Origin of the sequence: Streptomyces sp. NBC_01471 (assembly GCF_041438865.1) — a bacterium.
Lineage (GTDB): Bacteria > Actinomycetota > Actinomycetes > Streptomycetales > Streptomycetaceae > Streptomyces.
Map to the genome: position 1 here is coordinate 618,610 of NZ_CP109450.1, position 18,647 is coordinate 637,256.

The 18,647-nt window shown below is 71.1% G+C and carries 20 protein-coding genes, 1 tRNA gene and 1 pseudogene; 13 read left to right on the forward strand and 9 right to left on the reverse strand.

All coding sequences use genetic code 11. The features are described 5' to 3' along the window. Positions 1 to 9: 9 nt before the first annotated feature. Positions 10 to 753: a dienelactone hydrolase family protein gene (locus OG285_RS02665; RefSeq protein WP_371790040.1), complete on the forward strand. Its 744-nt coding sequence runs from the start codon at positions 10 to 12 to the stop codon at positions 751 to 753. A gap of 2 nt (positions 754 to 755) precedes the next feature. Then, positions 756 to 1,022, forward strand: a complete 267-nt coding sequence (locus OG285_RS02670; RefSeq protein ID WP_356831586.1) for a DUF6295 family protein — start codon at positions 756 to 758, stop codon at positions 1,020 to 1,022. A gap of 231 nt (positions 1,023 to 1,253) precedes the next feature. Here OG285_RS02670 and OG285_RS02675 read toward each other — a convergent pair whose 3' ends face one another. Then, the gene (locus tag OG285_RS02675; protein WP_356831588.1) at positions 1,254 to 1,781 is read right to left on the reverse strand and encodes a DUF6790 family protein; all 528 of its coding nucleotides are present in this window, start codon (positions 1,779 to 1,781) and stop codon (positions 1,254 to 1,256) included. 58 nt (positions 1,782 to 1,839) lie between these two features. Here OG285_RS02675 and OG285_RS02680 point away from each other — a divergent pair, with 58 nt between their 5' ends. Next, the gene (locus OG285_RS02680; RefSeq protein ID WP_371790041.1) at positions 1,840 to 2,322 is read left to right on the forward strand and encodes a MarR family winged helix-turn-helix transcriptional regulator; all 483 of its coding nucleotides are present in this window, start codon (positions 1,840 to 1,842) and stop codon (positions 2,320 to 2,322) included. 272 nt (positions 2,323 to 2,594) lie between these two features. Here the strand turns inward: OG285_RS02680 and OG285_RS02685 are convergent, their stop codons facing one another. From OG285_RS02685 to OG285_RS02700, 4 genes and pseudogenes are all read right to left on the reverse strand, one after another. Then, positions 2,595 to 3,659 (reverse strand): enoyl-CoA hydratase/isomerase family protein, encoded by a 1,065-nt coding sequence (locus tag OG285_RS02685; protein WP_356831592.1) that lies wholly within the window; start codon positions 3,657 to 3,659, stop codon positions 2,595 to 2,597. Continuing rightward, positions 3,656 to 3,861: pseudogene (locus tag OG285_RS02690) on the reverse strand (acyl-CoA dehydrogenase family protein); the annotation flags it as partial. The gene OG285_RS02685 and the pseudogene OG285_RS02690, both read right to left, overlap by 4 nt. A gap of 54 nt (positions 3,862 to 3,915) precedes the next feature. Next, positions 3,916 to 5,574, reverse strand: coding sequence for an amidohydrolase (locus OG285_RS02695; protein ID WP_371790042.1), 1,659 nt, complete (start codon positions 5,572 to 5,574; stop codon positions 3,916 to 3,918). A 93-nt stretch (positions 5,575 to 5,667) separates the two neighbouring features. After that, positions 5,668 to 7,137, reverse strand: a complete 1,470-nt coding sequence (locus OG285_RS02700) for a cytosine permease (RefSeq protein ID WP_371790043.1) — start codon at positions 7,135 to 7,137, stop codon at positions 5,668 to 5,670. Positions 7,138 to 7,347: 210 nt separating this feature from the next. On the opposite strand from OG285_RS02700, the gene OG285_RS02705 reads away from it, so the two are divergent. Then, positions 7,348 to 7,938, forward strand: coding sequence for a TetR/AcrR family transcriptional regulator (locus tag OG285_RS02705; protein ID WP_371793436.1), 591 nt, complete (start codon positions 7,348 to 7,350; stop codon positions 7,936 to 7,938). 36 nt (positions 7,939 to 7,974) lie between these two features. Here the strand turns inward: OG285_RS02705 and OG285_RS02710 are convergent, their stop codons facing one another. Together OG285_RS02710 and OG285_RS02715 are read right to left on the reverse strand one after the other, a co-directional pair. Next, the gene (locus tag OG285_RS02710; protein ID WP_371790044.1) at positions 7,975 to 8,880 is read right to left on the reverse strand and encodes a DUF3048 domain-containing protein; all 906 of its coding nucleotides are present in this window, start codon (positions 8,878 to 8,880) and stop codon (positions 7,975 to 7,977) included. 401 nt (positions 8,881 to 9,281) lie between these two features. Continuing rightward, positions 9,282 to 9,355, reverse strand: a tRNA-Pro gene (locus OG285_RS02715). Positions 9,356 to 9,468: 113 nt separating this feature from the next. Here OG285_RS02715 and OG285_RS02720 point away from each other — a divergent pair. From OG285_RS02720 to OG285_RS02740, 5 genes are all read left to right on the forward strand, one after another. Continuing rightward, entirely contained in the window at positions 9,469 to 9,966 is a 498-nt protein-coding gene (locus OG285_RS02720; RefSeq protein ID WP_371790045.1) for a DUF309 domain-containing protein, read from the forward strand. Positions 9,967 to 10,138: 172 nt separating this feature from the next. Next, positions 10,139 to 10,915 carry a precorrin-6A synthase (deacetylating) gene (gene cobF, locus OG285_RS02725; protein ID WP_371790046.1) on the forward strand — a complete coding sequence of 259 codons (777 nt, stop codon included), beginning with the start codon at positions 10,139 to 10,141 and terminating at the stop codon, positions 10,913 to 10,915. 151 nt (positions 10,916 to 11,066) lie between these two features. Then, a complete protein-coding gene (locus OG285_RS02730) occupies positions 11,067 to 13,088 on the forward strand; it encodes an FAD-dependent oxidoreductase (protein ID WP_371790047.1) in 2,022 nt (673 codons plus the stop codon). 49 nt (positions 13,089 to 13,137) lie between these two features. Further along, positions 13,138 to 13,668 (forward strand): helix-turn-helix transcriptional regulator, encoded by a 531-nt coding sequence (locus OG285_RS02735; RefSeq protein ID WP_356831608.1) that lies wholly within the window; start codon positions 13,138 to 13,140, stop codon positions 13,666 to 13,668. Between the two features lie 92 nt (positions 13,669 to 13,760). Beyond that, a complete protein-coding gene (locus tag OG285_RS02740; RefSeq protein WP_371790048.1) occupies positions 13,761 to 14,699 on the forward strand; it encodes a DUF2510 domain-containing protein in 939 nt (312 codons plus the stop codon). Positions 14,700 to 14,835: 136 nt separating this feature from the next. Here OG285_RS02740 and OG285_RS02745 read toward each other — a convergent pair whose 3' ends face one another. After that, on the reverse strand, positions 14,836 to 15,150 hold the full coding sequence (locus tag OG285_RS02745; protein ID WP_356831612.1) for a hypothetical protein: 315 nt from the start codon (positions 15,148 to 15,150) through the stop codon (positions 14,836 to 14,838). A gap of 198 nt (positions 15,151 to 15,348) precedes the next feature. Between OG285_RS02745 and OG285_RS02750 the strand changes: the two genes are divergently transcribed. The 3 genes from OG285_RS02750 to OG285_RS02760 all read left to right on the forward strand — a co-directional run bounded on the left by OG285_RS02750 (position 15,349) and on the right by OG285_RS02760 (position 17,371). Continuing rightward, positions 15,349 to 15,867, forward strand: coding sequence for a GNAT family protein (locus OG285_RS02750; protein WP_356831614.1), 519 nt, complete (start codon positions 15,349 to 15,351; stop codon positions 15,865 to 15,867). A 111-nt stretch (positions 15,868 to 15,978) separates the two neighbouring features. Further along, complete coding sequence (locus OG285_RS02755) at positions 15,979 to 16,632, forward strand: GNAT family N-acetyltransferase (protein ID WP_371790049.1); 654 nt, start codon at positions 15,979 to 15,981, stop codon at positions 16,630 to 16,632. A gap of 91 nt (positions 16,633 to 16,723) precedes the next feature. Beyond that, entirely contained in the window at positions 16,724 to 17,371 is a 648-nt protein-coding gene (locus OG285_RS02760; protein WP_371790050.1) for a GNAT family N-acetyltransferase, read from the forward strand. Positions 17,372 to 17,442: 71 nt separating this feature from the next. Here OG285_RS02760 and OG285_RS02765 read toward each other — a convergent pair whose 3' ends face one another. After that, entirely contained in the window at positions 17,443 to 17,868 is a 426-nt protein-coding gene (locus OG285_RS02765; protein WP_356831620.1) for a MarR family winged helix-turn-helix transcriptional regulator, read from the reverse strand. A gap of 77 nt (positions 17,869 to 17,945) precedes the next feature. On the opposite strand from OG285_RS02765, the gene OG285_RS02770 reads away from it, so the two are divergent. After that, positions 17,946 to 18,647, forward strand: coding sequence for an MBL fold metallo-hydrolase (locus tag OG285_RS02770; RefSeq protein WP_371790051.1), 702 nt, complete (start codon positions 17,946 to 17,948; stop codon positions 18,645 to 18,647).

An 18,647-nucleotide genomic window follows, 5' to 3' on the forward strand; every position in this document is an offset into this window, starting at 1 on the left:
AGCTGTCTCATGAGTGACTCACTAACCGCGGAAACCATCAGGCTCGCCGGTCACGACGGCGACGAGATCGAGGCATATCTGGCCCGTCCGGAGGGCGGAACCCCGCGCGGCGGAGTCGTGGTCATCCACCACATGCCGGGTTACGACCGGGGCAGCAAGGAGATCGTCCGCAGGTTCGCCGAGATGGGCTACGACGCGATCTGCCCGAACCTCTTCTACCGCGACGCGCCGGGCGCGGCACCTGACGACGCCGCAGCCGCCAACCGTGCGGCCGGTGGCGTGCCGGACGACCGCCTCGCCGGGGACGTGGCCGCGGCCGCGGCGTACCTGCGCGCGCTGCCCACCTCCAACGGCAAGGTGGGCACGATCGGTTACTGCTCGGGCGGACGGCAGAGCGTGCTCGCCGCGTGCCGTCTCGACCTGGACGCCGCGGTGGACTGCTACGGCGCGTTCGTCACCGGAACACCGCCCGAGGGCTTCCCGCTGCAGGTCAGCAATCTGGTCGGCGAACTCCCCCGGCTGCGCGCCCCGTTGCTCGGCCTGTTCGGGGCCGACGACAGCTTCCCCGGCCCCGAGCAGGTGGCCGAGCTGGAGCAGATCCTCACGGAGCACGGCAAGGACTTCGAGTTCCACACGTACGAGGGCGCGGGTCACGCGTTCTTCGCCACCGACCGGCCCTCGTACAACGTGGCCGCCGCCAACGACGGCTGGGAGCGGGTCGAGACCTTCTTCGCCAAGCACCTGGGAGCCTGAGCATGTGCACCTACACGACCATCAAGGACACCGTGGACGGCAGCGCCAAGGGGCCGGGCAGCTCCTGGTTCCATGTGTCGGACGTGACCGTGTACTTCGACCACCCGGTGCACGCGATGGCCGAGCACACGCTCAACATCGACTTCACCGACCCGTCGAAGGGTCCCTCGGCGCGCGTCGCCCTGGAACTGACGGCCGAGTCCGCCCGCACCCTGGTCGCCGCGATCCAGGAGGCGCTGGCGGCCGTTCCGCCCGCCCTGACCGTCTGACAGTGGTGCCGGGCCGCCGCTGAGCGGTCACCGACCGGATCACCCGGGCGGGAGGGCGCGCGTGACCACGCGCGCCCTCCCGCCCGTTGTCGTGCCGCCCCGCCGATAACGGGCCGACGGATGCGGCCCGGAGACCCCTGTCCCACAGCCTCCGCCCGGGTTCGCTCGTCGATGGGGGCTGCGATGGACCGTCGCGGGCTCCGCTGCCACCGGGCGGGCGGGCCGCCGTGGTCAGGCCGCCGGGAGGGCGTTGTGGCCGCGGCCCGGGCCGGCGCGGTGGACGTCCCGGGCGGCCAGGGCGATCATGACGGCGGGAATGAGTACGTCGTTGGCCAGGATGCCACCCGTGTTTCCGGCGGCGTGGTCGCCGTTGGCGAACCACTGGTAGACGTGGCCGATCGTGGCTCCCCACAGGAACGCGGCGGCCGCCAGCCCGCTCGTGAGGCGCTCACGGGGCGAAGCGGACGCGCCGCGGAAGCCCAGCACGGCGAGGCCGAGGTTGGCGAAGGCGATCTCGAACTGGAACGGCGAGGTGGCGAAGCCGATGGCGTCCGCCATGCCCTTCGGGACCGCCAGGAACGAGAGCGTGATCCACAGGCTTCCGATGCCAAGGGCGCCGACCGCCCACCAGCGCTGCCAGATCTCCGCCGCCGACCGGCCCGGGCGGCGGCGACGGCAGCTCAGCAGCGCTCCGAGAGCGGGTACCAGCATGAAGAGAAGCGGAAACGTGGTCTGAACGGCGTACGGGAGGTTGTCCATGAATCCGAGTGTTGCATGGTTAATATTAACGCTGCAAGTGTTCCGGTAGGATGGACGTATGGACGAAGGACTGGCAGAGCTCCTGTACCGCGTGGTCATGCTGATGGGCGAGGCGGCCAGGCGCCGCTCCGACTCGAACCAGCGCCTCTCCCACAGTCAACTGCGGCTGCTGGGCACCCTTGAGGAGATCCAACCCGCCACCCAGCACCAGCTCGCCGAGGCCCTGGCCCTGTCCGACCCCGCCATCAGCCGCTCCCTGCGCCCACTGGAGGCGCAGGGGTACGTGACGATCAGAGTCGACCCCGCCCACCGACGCCGACGCCTGGTCACCCTCACCCCGACGGGCCAGGACACCTTCCTGGCCGAGGGCAAGCCCCTGGAGGAAGAGCTCCGCACCGCTCTCCTGGAGGCCGGCTTCCCCTACGACCGCTACCTGGAGGAGACTCACCGGCTCGCCGCGCTGCTGACACCGGCACCGCCACGGCGGACAGCCACGGTCCGGCAACCGAACGGCACACCAGAACCGGATCGAGCGGGCTGAGGGCTGTCGCCCGCGCCGGTGCGGCAGCGCCTGAAGATACGCACTGAACGTGATGACTGGCTGGCCGGCTGGCCGACCGGCTGGCTGGCTGGCTGGCTGGCTGGCCGGCTGGCTGGCTGGCTTCAGCCACGCATACCTGACACGTCGACATGCGGGCTTACCGGTGCGAGGCCGCGGAAACTACTCGATTGCCCCACCACGAGCCGACGATGCGCACCAGTTCAGGGACCAGGATGATGACCGGCGCGTAGACCAGACAGCAGGCAGTCTCCTCAGGGCATGTGATGCTGCGGCGTGGTCAGGTGAAGCTCGCCTCCGGGGGGCGGGGCGAAGTAGCGCGCCACCTCAGTGTTGGTGACCTCAGCCAAAGTGGCCGGTGCCCAACGGGGCTTGCGGTCCTTGTCGATGACCTGGGCGCGGATCCCCTCGACCAGGTCGTGCGAGGCGAGCGCGGCGCAGCAACTCCGGTAATCCTGCTCCAGGACGTGCTCCAGCGAGCCGAGCCGCCGTGCGCTGCGCATCGCGGCGAGCGTGACTTTCAGGGCCGTGGGCGACTTGGCCGCAAGGATGTCGGCCGTCGCGTCGGCGGCGCCCGGTCCGTGGCCGTGCAGCCGGGTGACGATCTCCTCGACGGTGTCGGCGCCATAGCAGGGATCGATCCACACCCGGTGCCTGGCCAGTTCGCCAGGAGGCGGCTGACGTACGTGGGGCCGGAGCGCGTCCCGGACCGGCTGCTTGGCGAGGTCGTCGAGCAGCCGGGGCAGGTCATCCGAGGGTACGAAGTGGTCGGCGAGCCCGCACAGCAGGGCGTCGCCCGCGCCGATCTGCGTACCGGTCAGGGCAAGGTGGGTGCCGAGTTCACCGGGCGCGAGGGCGAGCAGATACGTACCGCCCACGTCGGGAGCGAAGCCGATGCCCGTCTCCGGCATGGCGATCCGGGAGCGTTCGGTGACGATGCGGACGCTGCCGTGGGCGGAGACTCCGACACCGCCGCCCATCACGATCCCGTCCATCACGGCGACGTACGGCTTGGGGTAGCGGGCGATGCGGGCGTTGAGCCGGTACTCGTCCCGCCAGAAGCCGAAGGAGGCGGTGCCTCCGGCGCACGCGTCCTCGTAGACGGAGCGAATGTCGCCGCCCGCGCAGAGTCCGCGTCCTCCCGCACCAGTGATGATCACGGTCTCCACGGCCGGATCGTCCTCCCAGGCGGCCAGGGCCTCGTCGATACGACGCACCATGGCGTGGGTGAGGGCGTTGAGCGCCTGCGGCCGGTTGAGCGTGAGGTAGGCGGCTCGGCCTTCGGTACGGAGAAGTACGTGCTCCTCGTCGGCGGTCATCGGAACACCTCCCTCAGCCCACGGGCCACTATGACGCGCATGATCTCGTTGGTTCCTTCCAGAAGCCGGCGGACACGGGGATCTCGGACGATCTTCTCGATACCGTACTCGTCCACGTATCCGTGGCCTCCGCAAAGGTGGAGGGGCCGTCGGCGACGACGTGCCTGGTGTCGGCCGTGAAGCGCCTGTCCTTCGCGCGCAGCTGATGCCGTACGCGGCCGGGGCGGCGGCCGGGGGCCCGGCCGCCGCCCGGGTCTCAGGCCCCGGTCCCGGCGACCACCTCGCCGCCGACGACGACCAGCTCGGCCGTCGTACCGGGAATGTCCTCCGGGCTGATGCGCAGGATGTCCCTGGACAGCACGGTGAAGTCGGCCAGCTTGCCGACGCTCAGTGAACCGCGTTCGCCCTCAAGGAAGTTGGCGTGGGCGGAGCCCATCGTGTAGCCGTGGACCGCCGTCTCGACGTCCACCGTCTCGCCGGGCTGCCAGGGCTCGCCGCCACCGAGAGGACGGCGGGTGACCGCGGTGTAGATACCGATCATGGGGTCCATCTCGGCCACGTTCCAGTCACTGGAGAAAGCCAGCACGGCCCCCGCCTCGTGCAGGCTGCGCATCGGCCAGGCCTTGTGCCAGCGGTCCGAGCCGACATTCTCCGCCCAGTCCTGGCCGGGCCCTGCGATCTCGGGAGCACAGTGCCTCGGCTGCATGCAGGCGACGACGCCGAGCTCCGCGAAGCGCGCCGTGTCCTGCGGGTCGAGGCACTCCACGTGGACGACCTGGTGGCGGGCGTCACGCGCTCCGTTGACCTCAATGGCGTGCTCGACGGCGTCCAGTACGGTGCGGATGCCCCGGTCGCCGGTGGCGTGCACGAAGCACTGGAAGCCCCGGGCGTCCAGCTTGGTGAGCAGCCCGGCGAACTCCTCCGGCGGGTAGAAGGTGTCGCCCCGGTGCTTGCCGCAACCCGTGTACGGCTCCAGCAGCGCGGCGGTGCGCGGCTCGACCACGTCGTCGATGTAGAGCTTGAGCGGGCCGACCCGCATGCGGTCGTCGTCGAACCGGGCGGCGGTCGCGGCGAAGTCGTCCAGGTCGGCGTCGGTGGTGCCGCGCGGGTGGAAGAGCGCGGCGACCAGGCGGGAGCGGAGCCGGCCCTCGGTGCGGGCGCGGGTGAACAGCTCCAGGTCGTCCAGGGAGTTCTGCGGCTCGACCACGGTGGTGATGCCGAAGCGGATCGCGTCGTCCAGGCTCTTCACGAGTCGGCCGTACTGGCGGTCGGGAGCGGCCCACGGAACACCCAGCTCGCGCAGCGCCCGGTGCCCGTCGCGGGACAGCCCCTTGACGGCGAAGTCCTTGATGAATCCGGTGGGTTCACCGGTGACCGGATCGGTCTCGGCACGCCCGAACGGCAGCGAGGTCGTCTCCCTGGTGACACCGAGGCGCCGCAGGGCCGCGGTGTTGAGCCATGCGGTGTGGACGTCGTAGCTGAGGACGAAGGCCGGGATGTCGCCGGTGACCGTGTCCAGGTCGGCCGCGTTCGGCATCCGGCCGTCCGGGATCGCGGAGTAGTCGAAGGCCTCGGCCTCGATCCACTCCGCGTCGGGATGATCGGCGCTCCAGGCGGTGATGCGGTGGTGGATCTCGGTGAGCGTGCGGGCCCCGGCGAGCTGCACACAGGCGTCGTCGGAGCCGAGCCGTACGTGGTTGTGCGCGTCGATGAAGCCGGGCAGCACCAGCCTGCCCGCACCGTCGATGAGCCGGGTGTCCTCCCCCGTCCAGGCGGCTGCCTCCGCGTCGGGGCCGACCCAGACGATCCGGCCGTCGCGGACGGCGAGCGCCTCGGCAGCGGGGAGCCGCGGGTCGACGGTGTGGATACGGGCGTTGCGCAGGACCAGGTCGGCGGGGGCGGTGGTGCGGGTCATGAGGGATGGACTCCTGGGGTAGTACGGGTGGTTCGGCGGCACGGGGTGGTTTGAAGCGGGTGCGGCGGCCGGCGGGACCGGGGTTCCGCCCGGTCAGCCGGTCACCGGGGCGGTCCGCAGCTGACGGCGGGCCAGCGCCCAGTAGACGAGCCCGGAGACGACCGAGCCGAGCAGGGTGAGGTCGCCGCCGCCGAGCGGAGCGACCAGCGGTCCGGTCCACAGTTCGGAGTTGCAGGTCAGCGCCGCGAAGGCCATACCGGCGACGAGGGCGGCCATCCCGGCGGGATGGAATCCGCCGCGGTACCAGTACGCCCCGTCGCGTCCGGCGTGCAGTGCCGCGGTGTCGTACCGGCACCGGCGTATGAGCATGTCGGCGAGGAAGACCCCGCCCCACGGGGCGAACACGATGATCAGCAGGGAGAGGAAGCTCAGCAGCGACTCGGTGAAGTCCACCAGGAAGAGGGCGCCGAGCGAGCCCAGCGCGGTCACGGCCACGCTGACGATGATCGCCCTGGAACGGCTCCACGGGATGCCGAGCACTTGGAGGTTCAGGCTGGAGGAGTAGAGGGTCAGGATCGAGTTGGTGACCGAACCGCCGAGCACCAGAAGCAGGAAGACCGGCTGGAACCAGCCGGGCAGCAGCTTCTCCACCCCGGCCACGGCGTCCGTCATGTCGGCCTGGGTGGCGGCCGCGACACCGGCGACGCCGAGCGCGACGGACGAGATGAGACCACCGAGCGCACCGGTCCAGGTGAGGGAGCGCAGCGACGTCTCGCGGGGCAGGTAGCGGGTGTAGTCGGCGGGCATCGGCAGGTACGAGAAGGGCCCCGCCAGCATGACGACGAAGGCGAGCGTCCAGCCGGAGAACCCGGGCGTGCCGCCGGAGGAGGCACCGGTCGTGGCGCCGGGCAGCAGGAAGACCAGCAGCACACCGAATCCGGCGGCGAGCACATACGCCATCCAGCGCTCGGCGAACTGCACGGTGGCGTGGCCCCACATGGCGACCGCGAACGTCACGGCGAGGGTGATGACGAGCGCGAGCGCCCGGACGGTGTCGCCGCCGCCGTGCCAGCCGAGGTCGGCGAAGAGCGCTTCGAGGGCGAGGGTGCCGACCACCGTGTTCACGATGGTGTAGCCGATGGAGACGATCCAGTTCAGCAGCCCGGCGGGGAAGTTCCCGAGGACGCCGAAGGAGGCCCGTGAGATGACCAGGGTCGCGGTGCCGGTACGGATGCCGCTCAGGCCGGCGGCGCTGATGACGAAGAAGGTCAGCCCGCCGATCACGACGACGGCGGTGGCCTGCCAGAAGGAGAGCCCGAAGCCGACAGCGAGAGCGCCGTTGATGACGTAGGTGAAAGTCAGGTTGGAGCCGAACCAGAGCCAGAAGAGGTCCTTGGCACTGCCGTGCCGCTCGTCGTCGGGGATCGGGTCGATGCCGTGCGTCTCGACCTGGAAGACCTCGTCACTGCTGACACCGGTACCCCGTCCGGCCGGCCGCTCGCCACTCGGCGGGGCACTCGTCGGCGCGCTCCGGTCGGTGACGTCCGTCGGTTGTCGCGCCATACGAGGCCTCCGTATTCCGCATCCATACTTTGAATGCCGTTCTAAGAGTTAGAACGGCATTCAAGATGCGCCCCGCACCCCTGACACGTCAAGACCTCCGGCCGGATTGGCTTCCCCGGTCGGGGATAGGCTCGGCAGCGTCCGGAGCAGACCAGCGTGAGCGGGGCGGAAGTGGCACATCGCAAGGACGGGAAGATCGCACGGGACCGGATGCTCGAAGAGGCCATGACGGCCATCGCCGAGAACGGTCTCGCCGCGCTCACCATGTCCGCACTCGCCGAACGGCTGGGGACGAGCGGCGGCCACATCCTGTACTACTTCGGCAGCAAGGACCGGCTGCTCCTCGAAGCGCTGCGCTGGAGCGAGGACGCGCTCACCGGGGAACGCCGGGCGTTGCTCGCGGGCCGGACGGCGGCGCCGCGCCGGCTCGACCGCTTCCTCCAGCTGTATCTGCCCAAGGGTGCGCGGGACCCGCGCTGGATGCTCTGGATCGAACTGTGGGCGCGCGCGGGGTCGGACGAACAGCTGCGCGCCGCCCAGGAGGAATTGGACCGGGGCTGGCAGGAGGATCTCGAAGCGGTGCTGGCCAGGGGCGTGGCGCAGCAGCACTTCACGATCGACGACGTACCGGGCCGCGCAGGTGAACTCCTGGCGCTGCTGGACGGGTTGAGCACCCGGGTCGCGCTGGGCCAGCGGGGCGCGGACCGCCGGGCGGCGCTGGCATCTGCCCGGTCGGCGGCGGCACGGCTGCTCGGCGTCACGGACCTGGAGGACGCCCGCGAATCCGGCACGCACCCGTAAGCCGCGCGGTCTCCCCCGTCCCCGCGGACCGTGACGTCAGGCCGGCGACAGCACGATCCAGGTCCTGCCCGGCCGCAGCGGCAGGGTCCGCCCGTCGGACGTGTACGTCGTCCCGGCGTCCGCCGCGGGCCTGCTCCAGTGCACGTCGTACGCACGCCCGTCCCGCAGCACCACGCCGGAACCGCTGCCGACGGTCTCGGAGAACGGGACGTACCCCGTACGGCTGTGGAAGCGCGACTCCCTGACCTTTACCCGCTGGATGATCACGTTGTCGGCCGTCCAGGGCGACGTCGACCCGTCCATGGCCACCCGGTACCGCGGCGCGTCCCAGGTGAAGGTGAACCGGGCGGCGGGCATCGAGGCCGAAGTGACGGCCGTCGGCTCACCGCCGCCCGGCGTCTTCGAGGCGAAACGCAGACCGATGTCCTTGGCCGCACCGGCGCCGTCGGCGAGCCCTTTCGTGCGGACGTACTCGTTGTGCGGGGCCGGCCGGCCGGGGTCGCGGAAGAACGCGCCGGTACCGGTTCTGGTGATGATGTCCGAGCTCTTGAGTACGGGCAGCAGCCTGCTCTGGGCGCCGGAGAACGCGAGTGCGGGCCGGTCGTACGCGGCGAGCAGCTGGAGGTCCGTCTCGCGTGCGCTGCGGACGGGCCCGACCGTCGAGGGGAGATGACTGCTGTCGTAGACGGCCATGAGCCGCGAGAGCCCGCCTTCGACCTCGATGGCGTACACCAGGTCCGCGTCATTGAGGCCGGTCTGCGGCCGGGCGGCGCGTACGTTGTCGACCTTCACGGCGAGCACCCGCCCGGCCGTTCCGCGCTCCCCCGTGAGGACGGAACGGCCCGCACCGCCGTGCCCGCCCCTGGCCGCCGAACAGCCGACGGCAAGGCCCACGACCAGGGCCGCGGCCGCGCCCGCCCGGAGTGCTCTCAGTCCGTTCACCCGTACTCCTCACGCCCGCACCGCCTGCGACCCCGACCCGACCCGACCCGACCCGACCCGCTGGACGATACCCGGGCACAAGTCCCCTGCGCAGAAACCGGCACCCCGTTCCCTGCGAGGTCGCCCGGATCCCTATGAGGTCGGTGTCCGGCCGGGGAACGAGCCCATCTCCCGGCATGGTGCTGGAAGTTTCGGCGGGGCGCGGGTCGACCGTGGCGGTGAACATCGCGAGATCCTTGCGGCTCCGGATGCGGCCTGTGGCCGGTGTGAGGGGGGATGCTTTTTATTTCATTCGAGATGGTATTGAATGATTCCGACCAGTCCCGAGCCGGTCCCCAGAAATGATCAAGGGGCCGTTTCAGATTGCTCTGAAACGGCCCCTGACCTGCGACTCTCACGAGTCGGGACGACAGGATTTGAACCTGCGACCCCTTGACCCCCAGTCAAGTGCGCTACCAAGCTGCGCCACGTCCCGATGCCCGTCTGACCTGGGGTTTCCCTTGGCCTGACCTGCACGAGAACCATACCCCACTCCGGCCGCCGGACCGACTCCGCCATGAGGGACGGCAGCAGGGGCACAATCAGCGGATGGACGAGAAGAGCGACGGCTCGCGCGACACCACGAGGGATCGCGACGCGGAGGGACGGGCGCGCAACGCGCGGCCCCGGGACGGGCTCGGCCGGCCGCTCCCGTACGGGACCGAGGGGGTGGAGCGGCAGCCCGAGGGGGTGGAGCGCACTCCCGCGGCGACCGTGCGGGAGGCGCAGCGACTGCTCGACGCCGGGATGCCCTTCCACGCACATGAGGTGTTCGAGGACGCCTGGAAGGCGGGCCCCGAGTCGGAGCGCGCGCTGTGGCGGGGACTGGCGCAACTGGCCGTCGGGCTCACACACGCCGCCCGCGGCAATACCGCGGGCGGTGCGCGTCTGCTGCTCCGGGGCGCGGGCGAACTCGCCTCGTATCCGGAGCCCATGCCGTACGGGATCGACATCGGCGGGCTGACTGCCTGGGCGGAGCAACTCGCGGGCGGGCTCCGGGGACCAGTCGACGCGAGGGCGTCGGCTCCACACCTGACTGGCGCCTGAGCAGCCCTACGGGCCCGTCCGGGCGTCTTCGAGCCGCGACGGGTCCGCCGGCCGGCCTTCGACCGTGCTCGGCCGGCGTTCGGCCGAGGGCATGGCACGGCAGGCCCGGGTACGCGGCCGATATGCGACCCGGCGGGAGCCGGGCGTCGTGGACATGCGTCAGACTCGGCGGGTGAGAAAGATCTATGTGATCGGCATCGGTGCGGGCGACCCGGACCATCTGACGATTCAAGCGGTCAAGGCCCTCAACAAGACGGACGTCTTCTTCCTCCTCGACAAGGGTGCGGAGAAGTCCGATCTGATCCGGCTGCGCCACACCATCCTGCAGGAGCACATCGAGCACGGCCGTGGCTACCGGCTCGTCGAGGCGCGGGATCCCGACCGGGACCGCGGAGCCGGGAGTTCCGGGTATGCCACGGCCGTCGAGAACTGGCGGCGGGCCCGCGCCGGCATCTATGAACGCATGCTCCTGGAGGACCTGGGCGAGGACGAGTGCGGTGCGTTCCTGGTTTGGGGCGATCCCGCGCTGTACGACTCCACGCTCGCCGTGCTCGAAGAAGTCCTGGAGCGGGGCGCGGTCACCTTCGACCACGAGGTGATTCCCGGTATCAGCAGTGTGTCCGCGCTGGCGGCCAGACACCGCACCGGACTGAACCGGGTCGGGCGGCCCGTGCAGATCACGACCGGACGGCGGCTCGCCGAGGGGTGGCCGGACGGCGTGGACGACGTCGTCGTCATGCTCGACGCGCAGCAGGCCTTCCGCCACCACACCGCCGAGGACCCGGTCATCCACTGGGGCGCCTATCTGGGCACCGAGGACGAGATCCTGGTCTCCGGACGGCTCTCGGAAGTCGCCGGGCGCATCGAGGAACTCCGTGCGGAGGCCCGGGCCCGGAAGGGCTGGATCATGGACACCTATCTGCTGCGCAGAGACCGGCACGAGGACTGACAACGGGGTCGGCGTACGGACTGGAGCAGCCACCGGCGCCGCGCGGCGGGTACGGCACGGGCAGTGACGAAGCCCATTGTGCAACTTGTTGCACAACCGTGTGCGGCTGGTCTAGAAAGAGCTGACCACCACTGCGCACCGGAGGCACCGGATGAGCCCGTACCCCCACCTGCTGAGCCCCCTCGACCTCGGCTTCACGACGCTGCCGAACCGCGTCCTGATGGGATCGATGCACCTCGGACTCGAAGAGGCGCCGGACGGCTTCGAGCGGATGGCCGAGTTCTACGCGGCCCGCGCACGCGCCGGTGCCGGGCTCATCGTGACGGGCGGGATCTCCCCCAACGAGCAGGGCAGGCCGCTCGACGGCGGCGCCAAGCTGACCACCGCGGCGGAGGCCGCCCAGCACGCGACCGTGACCGCGGCCGTCCACCGGGCGGGCGGCCGGATCGCGATGCAGATCCTGCACTTCGGCCGGTACGCCTACCACCCCGGCCTGGTCGCACCGAGTGCGATCCAGGCGCCGATCAGCCCGTTCGTCCCGCACGCCCTCACCGACGACGAGGTCGAGCAGACCATCGAGGACTTCGTCCGGGCGGCCGGGCTGGCCCGCGGCGCGGGGTACGACGGTGTCGAGATCATGGGGTCCGAGGGCTACCTGATCAACGAGTTCATCGCGGCGCAGACCAACCACCGCGAGGACCGCTGGGGCGGATCGTACGAGAACCGCATCCGCTTCCCCCTGGAGATCGTCCGCCGGGTGCGCGAACGGGTGGGGCCCGACTTCATCCTCATCTACCGGCTCTCCATGCTCGACCTGGTCCCCGGCGGGTCCTCCCAGGACGAGGTGATCGCTCTCGCCCAGCGGATCGAGGCAGCGGGCGCGACCATCATCAACACCGGGATCGGCTGGCACGAGGCCCGCATCCCGACCATCGTGACCTCGGTGCCGCGCGGCGCGTACACCTGGGTGACGAAGAAGGTCATGGGCGCGGTCTCCGTCCCCGTGGTCACCAGCAACCGGATCAACACCCCTGAGCTGGCCGAGGAGTTGCTCGCCCGGGGTGGCGCGGACATGGTGTCGCTCGCCCGCCCGTTCCTGGCCGACCCTGAGTTCGTCGCGAAGGCCGGGCAGGGCCGCTCCGACACCATCAACACCTGCATCGGCTGCAACCAGGCCTGCCTCGACCACACCTTCAGCGGCCTGATCACCTCCTGCCTGGTCAACCCGCGGGCCTGCCGTGAGACCGAGCTGGTCCTGTCGCCGACCCGTCGGCGCAAGCGCATCGGTGTGGTCGGCGCCGGGCCCGCCGGGCTCGCCTTCGCCGTATCGGCTGCCGAGCGCGGCCACGCGGTGACCCTCTTCGACGCCGCGGACGAGATCGGCGGACAGCTGAATGTGGCGCGGCGGATACCGGGCAAGGAGGAGTTCGACGAGACCCTGCGCTACTTCCGGGTCCAGCTCGGACTGCGCGGTGTCGATGTCCGGCTGAAGACCCCGGTCACGGCGGAGACGCTCACGGCGGAGGGCTTCGACGAGATCGTGCTCGCCACCGGAGTCGTCCCGCGCACCCCGGACATCCCCGGCCTCGACCACCCCAGCGTCGTCAGCTATCTGGACGTCCTGCGGGACGGCGTGCACGTGGGACGGCGGGTCGCGGTCATCGGCGCCGGCGGGATCGGCTTCGACGTGGCGGAGTTCCTCACCGACAGCGGCGAGTCCGCGAGCCAGGACGCCGCGGTCTTCTTCCGGCAGTGGGGTGTCGACACCGAGCACCGCGCGCCCGGCGGTCTGTGCGCACCGGTCCGGCCGGTCCCGCCGCGGTCCGTGCACCTGCTCCAGCGCAAGACCGGCAAGGTCGGTGCGGGGCTCGGGAAGACGACGGGGTGGATCCACCGTGCGGAGCTCAAGCACCGCGGCGTCACGATGGTCGCGGGCGCGACGTACGAACGGATCGACGACGAGGGCCTGCACATCACGGTCGACGGCGCCGGCCAGGTGATCCCGGTCGACACGGTCGTGCTCTGCACCGGCCAGGAACCGCGCCGCGAGCTGTACGAGGCGCTGCGCGCCGCAGGCCACCCGGCGCATGTGATCGGAGGCGCCGACGTGGCGTCCGAGCTGGACGCCAAGCGGGCCGTACGCCAGGGGACCGAGCTGGCAGCGAGGCTCTGAGCCCTCGCACAGCAGCAGCCCCCGGCCGGGGCCTCTTTAGGATGCCCGCATGTCCCTCCCGCACGCGATCCTCACCGCCCTGCTCGAAAAGCCCTCGTCGGGACTGGAGCTGACCCGGAGATTCGACAGGTCGATCGGTTACTTCTGGTCGGCGACACACCAGCAGATCTACCGCGAACTGGCGAAACTGGAGCAGTCCGGCTTCATCCGCCCGCTGCCGCAGCAGCCCTCGCGGGGACAGAAGCGGGAGTACGAGGTTCTCTCCGAGGGACGCGCCGAACTGACGGCCTGGGTGGCCAGGGCTGAGGATCCCAGAGCGGTGCGCGATCCCCTGCTGCTGCGGCTGCGGGCGGCGGCCGTGGTGGGGACGCATGGCCTCGGGTCCGAGCTGGAACGCCATCTCCAGTTGCACGAGCGGCAGTTGGCGGAGTATCTGGCCATCGAGGAGCGCGACTTCTCGCGGCACGACCCGTCGGCCGAGGAACGTCTCCAGCATCTGGTGCTCCGGGGCGGCATCGATCTGGAGAAGTACTGGGTCGGGTGGCTCACCGAGGCGCTGGCGGAGTTCACCGACCGCTGATGTCCGCACGGCCCGGCGGAAGACGGGACGGCGCTCTGCGCTCCCGACCCTGATTCATGTGATTTTCACGCAGCCGGGCTACGGTGGCGGCTGTGACCCAGATGAGCCCGCCCGGCTGGCACAGAGACCCCGGGTATTCAGGAATAGGCCCTGCCCAGGAACGCTGGTGGGACGGTGCCCAGTGGACCGACCAGCTGCGCATGCCGCCTGCCGCGACCCGGCGGCGCCGGGTGCGGATCGGCGCCGCGGTCACGGCCGCCGTGGTGGTCCTGGCGGCCGTCGGAGGCGGCATCTATCTGCTGACGGGCGGGTCGGACTCCGGGCACACACCGGATGCGGCGACCGCGCCGTCCAAGGCGCCGTCCGGCGCCCCCAGCCGCCCCGGCTTGCCCGGCGGCGGTGGCGGGAGCGGGCAGAACGGCGGCGGCAGCGGCGGGGGCGGCGGAGACCAGGGACCCGGCCAGCAGACTCCACCGACCGAGGACGGCTACGCCACCGACGCGGCCAGCGGGATCAGCATCCCGGTGCCGAAGGGCTGGACCGGCCAGTCGGGAACCGTCGGGGCGGGCGTGACCATCGGCAAGTACACCTGCCCGGGCGGAGCCGGCGCCGACGGCAAGGACACCCAGTGCGTGCGCGGCGGCGTCTTCTCCGAACCCGCGATCGCCCTGAAGATCTCGACCACGGACCCGAAGACCGCGGCGAAGAAGGACATCGCGGGCAACGCCAAGGAGTCGTACGGGGAGACCTCTTCGGGTATCACCTCGCACCAGCAGCTGAAGTCCGAGGCCGTCACCGTGGCAGGCCGGCAGGGCTACCTGGTGCGCTGGAAGGTGGTGACGAAGAAGGGTGACGACGGGTACGTGCAGTCGCTGGCCTTCCCGTCCCCGGGGGCCGAGGGCATGCTGATCGTCGTCCGCTCCGGCTTCGACATCAACGCCAAGGCGCCCGCACTCTCCGTCATGGACCGGATCACCAAGGGCATCAAGGCGGCCTCCACTTCGGGGACCGGGTCGGGCCAGGGCGCCTGACTCCTCGGCGCACCCGGCCTGTTGACGCCCCGTCCTCCGAGGCCGGTTCCCCGGAGGACGGCCTCACGGCCGGGCCCCAGGGAACCGGAACACGGAAGGCTCCGGGGCCGGGGCGCGGTGCGCGGCCCCGGCGGTGTCAGGGCAGTACGAGCCAGTCCGCGGCGACGGCGGCGGCCAACCCCACACAGAGCAGCCAGCTCGCGATCCTGGTACGGCCGCTGCGGCTGAGTTCGATGACCACACCGCAGAGGATCAGCGCCATCCCGTAGTCGGCCACGACCAGCAGCGACGACCTGCTGGTGATCCGCTCAGCGAGCACCAGCGCGACCGCGGCCATCATCACGGACGCCACCGCTATCCGTATCCGCCGGGCCTGACGAGGCGTCAGGCCCGGCTTCCCGGGCTCGGTCAGGTCCGTGTCCACCGCTTCGCTCTGGTCAGGAGTGCTCATGAGCGGGAATCGTAACGGAGGGCGCGCGGTCGGCGCCGACGCAGTCGGGCCCGATCCCGGCGGAAGGCCCCGGACGCCCCCGGACAGGCCGGGCTCTGCCACTGCGGCGGCCTCCCGGTGCGGGCCGGGAGATACTGTCCGGGCCGAGTTCAAGGAGGCGCCGGTCTCCACTCCCCCGTATCGAGGTGGCCCGACGCCATGACCCTGCGCTACTTCCGAGAGAACGGCCTGCTCGTTCTGGAGACGGACCGGCTCGTCCTGCGCGAGCAGTCGCCCGCCGCGGCCGCGGTGCTCGCCGAGGGTGGCACGGCAGGACTCGACTGGCTCGACGCGGCTCCGGGCAGCGGGACGCAGATCGCCGGGAAGATGGTGGCGATGGCGGCCGAAGCCGGGGCGTATCTGCCCGGCTGGGGGCTGTTCGTGATCCAGCGGGCGGGCGACGGGGCCGCGCTGGGCGGGATCGGGTTCCACGGGCCGCCGTCCGACGGCGCGGTGGAGATCGGCTACGACCTGACGGAGTCGGCGCGCGGCGCGGGCTGGGCCACGGACGCGGTGATCGCGCTCTGCCGCTGGACGCTGCAACTCCCCGGTGTGCACACGGTGCTGGCCACGACGGACCCGGGCAATCTGCCCTCGCAACAGGTCCTGGGCCGGGCCGGATTCACCCGGCTCGCCGACCTCGACGGGCTGTGGGCGTACCAGCTGACCGCCGGCTGACCCTCACCGGCGGGCCGACCGCGGCGCACCGGCACCGGTCGTTCCGGCCCGCTCACCGTCTGCTCGCAATGCGCTTGTGGGAGCGCTCCCCCACCGCTCATAGTGGCTGCTGTGACTCCTCAGCCCTTCGTGCGCCCCTACCGCCCCGAGGACCGGCCGGCGCTCTACGAGATCTGCATACGGACCGGTGAAGAGGGCGGCGACGCAAGGCACTTGTACGCCGATCACAGGCTGCTGCCGAGCGTCTTCGCCGGACCCTACGCGGAGCTCGAACCGGGTCTCACCTTCGTTGTCGACGACGGCCGCGGCCTTCCCGTCGGGTACGTCCTCGGCACGGCGGACACCGCGCTGTTCGTCGAGCGGTTCCGTACGGAGTGGCTGCCCGCGGTCGCCGGGCGCTACCCGGATCCGGCCGGGCCGTTGCGGACACCGGCCGACCAGATGGCCGCGCTGCTGCACCGCCCCGAGCGCATGCTGCTGCCCGAACTGGCCGCGTACCCCGCCCATCTGCACATCGATCTGCTGCCCGGCCATCAGCGTGCGGGGTTCGGGCGCGCTCTGATGACGCGGTTCCTCGGCGCGCTGGCGGAGCGGGGCGTACCGGCTGTCCATCTGGGCATGGTCACGGCCAACACCCCGGCGCGGGCGTTCTACGACCGGCTCGGGTTCCACGAGATCCCGGTGGCGGACGCGGGTCCGCTGACCTACCTCGGCCGTGGCACCGGAGACCGCGCGTCCGCCCGGCCGCCTACGCTGGCAGGATGACAGCCGACCCCACCCCACACCGGCCTCCCCGGCGCACCGCACACACCCGTCCGGCTCCGGCGGCCCTCCCCCGGTCCCTGGCGGCCGCCCGGTGAGTATCGACATCCGGCCGTTCCAGCCCTTCGACCTGCCGGGCATGTACCGGGTCTGCCTGCTGACCGGTGACTCGGGCGGCGACGCCACCGCGCTCTACCACGACCCCGATCTGCTGGGCCATGTGTTCGCCGGCCCCTACCCGGCCGCCGATCCGGGCCTGACCTTCGTGGCCGCCGACGCGCAGGGGGTCGTCGGCTACGTCGTGGCGACCGCGGACTCCACCGCGTACGAGAAATGGCGGGAGGACCACTGGTACGCCCCGCTGCGTCTGCGCCACCCGGAGTCCATGGCGGACGATCCGGGCGACGGCAGCAGGGACTGGCAGCGGGTCGCGCAGCTCCACCGCACGCCGCTCACGGACGGCGGTCCGCTGTACGAGAGCCATCCGGCGCATCTGCACATCGACATCCTGCCGCGCGGCCAGGGCGCCGGGCTCGGCCGCCGTCTGATGGCGGCCGTACTGGAAGCACTGCGGGCGCGCGGGGTGCGGGGGCTCCACCTGGGTGTGGGCGCCGGGAATCCTGGAGCGCGCGCCTTCTATCTGGCGCTCGGCTTCACCGAGGCCGAACGGCACGACTGGGGTTCGGTCATGGTGACGAATCCGGGGTCTGCCCTTCGGACCGGGCCGGACCCCGCCCCCTGATCCGGCCCGGTCCGGCCTGGTCCGGCCCGGTCCAGACGAAAGGCCCCCAGTCCTGCTCTCGGTCTCCCCGGTCACGGCCCGGTGATGCGGGTGGTGAGCCGGGCCAGCAGGGGCACACAGTCGCGCAGTTGTCGCCGCTCGTCGCGGTCGAGTGCGTCGCGGATGGCGGTGTTGAGCCACGCGGCCCGCTGACCGCGCTCTTCCCGGAGGCGGGCGCGCCCGGTGCCGGTGAGGTGCACCAGGAGCTTGCGGCCGTCGCTGGTATGCGGTTCCGCGCGCACCGCGCCACTGGCGATGAGTTCTTTGACGGACTTGGCAGCGGACTGATGGGTCACTCCACGCCGGTGCGCGAGTTCGGCCGTGGTCTGTGGGCCGCTCCGGTCGAGGTGACCGAGGATGGCGGCCTCCCCGGGGGGCATCGTGTCGGCGGTCCGCACGGCGCGCACCAGCTCCCCGATCGCCTGTCGCAGATCTTCGGCCAGCTCGTCGTCGTCCATGGGCCCACCCTAACCGAACCATGGAATCTATCTGTACAACTTGGTTGTATGTTTATGGGGTCATCAAGGAGGACCACATGCATCTCACCAAGTTCGGCCACGCCTGCGTCCGTATCGAGAAGAACGGCCGCCGGCTGGTCATCGACCCCGGGGGCCTGACGGAACCGGAGGCACTCGACGGCGCCGACGCCGTCCTGGTCACCCACGAACACTTCGACCACTTCTCCGAGGAGGTGCTCCGCAGGGCAGCCGAGGACAATCCCACCCTGCGCATCTGGGCCAACACCGCCGTCGCCGGGCGGCTGGACGGCCTCGGCGGGAGGGTCACCACCGTCGGAGAGGGAGTGGCGTTCACGGCGGCCGGCTTCGACGTGGCAGTACTCGGCACGTGGCACGCGGTCATCCACCCGGACATCCCGCGCGTCGGCAACGTCGGCTTCCTCGTCGACGGCGCTCTCTTCCACCCCGGAGACGCCCTCACCGTGCCGGACGTCGCCGTTGACACCCTGCTGCTGCCGGTCCACGGCCCCTGGTCCACCACCGGGCAGCTGATCGACTACGTGCGCGAGGTGGGCCCGCGGCAGGTCTGTGCCGTCCATGACGGCGCCCTCAACGATGTCGGCGCCTCCATGGTCGGCGGCTTCCTGGGCGACAACGGCCCGGGAGTCGGGGCCCGTTACCAGCATCTGCCCAGCGGCGCGTCAGTCTCGATCGGCTCGGCGCCTGTCGGGCAGCCGTCCTCAGGCGCGTCCGGCCTCATCTCAACCGAAAGGGCGTAG

Bases quoted from the DNA above. Each gene is read 5' to 3' on its own strand.
- OG285_RS02665 (WP_371790040.1), top strand. From the start codon at position 10: ATGAGTGACTCACTAACCGCGGAAACCATCAGGCTCGCCGGTCACGAC.
- OG285_RS02670 (WP_356831586.1), top strand. From the start codon at position 756: ATGTGCACCTACACGACCATCAAGGACACCGTGGACGGCAGCGCCAAG.
- OG285_RS02675 (WP_356831588.1), bottom strand. From the start codon at position 1,781: ATGGACAACCTCCCGTACGCCGTTCAGACCACGTTTCCGCTTCTCTTC.
- OG285_RS02680 (WP_371790041.1), top strand. From the start codon at position 1,840: ATGGACGAAGGACTGGCAGAGCTCCTGTACCGCGTGGTCATGCTGATG.
- OG285_RS02685 (WP_356831592.1), bottom strand. From the start codon at position 3,659: ATGACCGCCGACGAGGAGCACGTACTTCTCCGTACCGAAGGCCGAGCC.
- OG285_RS02695 (WP_371790042.1), bottom strand. From the start codon at position 5,574: ATGACCCGCACCACCGCCCCCGCCGACCTGGTCCTGCGCAACGCCCGT.
- OG285_RS02700 (WP_371790043.1), bottom strand. From the start codon at position 7,137: ATGGCGCGACAACCGACGGACGTCACCGACCGGAGCGCGCCGACGAGT.
- OG285_RS02705 (WP_371793436.1), top strand. From the start codon at position 7,348: ATGCTCGAAGAGGCCATGACGGCCATCGCCGAGAACGGTCTCGCCGCG.
- OG285_RS02720 (WP_371790045.1), top strand. From the start codon at position 9,469: ATGGACGAGAAGAGCGACGGCTCGCGCGACACCACGAGGGATCGCGAC.
- OG285_RS02730 (WP_371790047.1), top strand. From the start codon at position 11,067: ATGAGCCCGTACCCCCACCTGCTGAGCCCCCTCGACCTCGGCTTCACG.
- OG285_RS02735 (WP_356831608.1), top strand. From the start codon at position 13,138: ATGTCCCTCCCGCACGCGATCCTCACCGCCCTGCTCGAAAAGCCCTCG.
- OG285_RS02745 (WP_356831612.1), bottom strand. From the start codon at position 15,150: ATGAGCACTCCTGACCAGAGCGAAGCGGTGGACACGGACCTGACCGAG.
- OG285_RS02750 (WP_356831614.1), top strand. From the start codon at position 15,349: ATGACCCTGCGCTACTTCCGAGAGAACGGCCTGCTCGTTCTGGAGACG.
- OG285_RS02765 (WP_356831620.1), bottom strand. From the start codon at position 17,868: ATGGACGACGACGAGCTGGCCGAAGATCTGCGACAGGCGATCGGGGAG.
- OG285_RS02770 (WP_371790051.1), top strand. From the start codon at position 17,946: ATGCATCTCACCAAGTTCGGCCACGCCTGCGTCCGTATCGAGAAGAAC.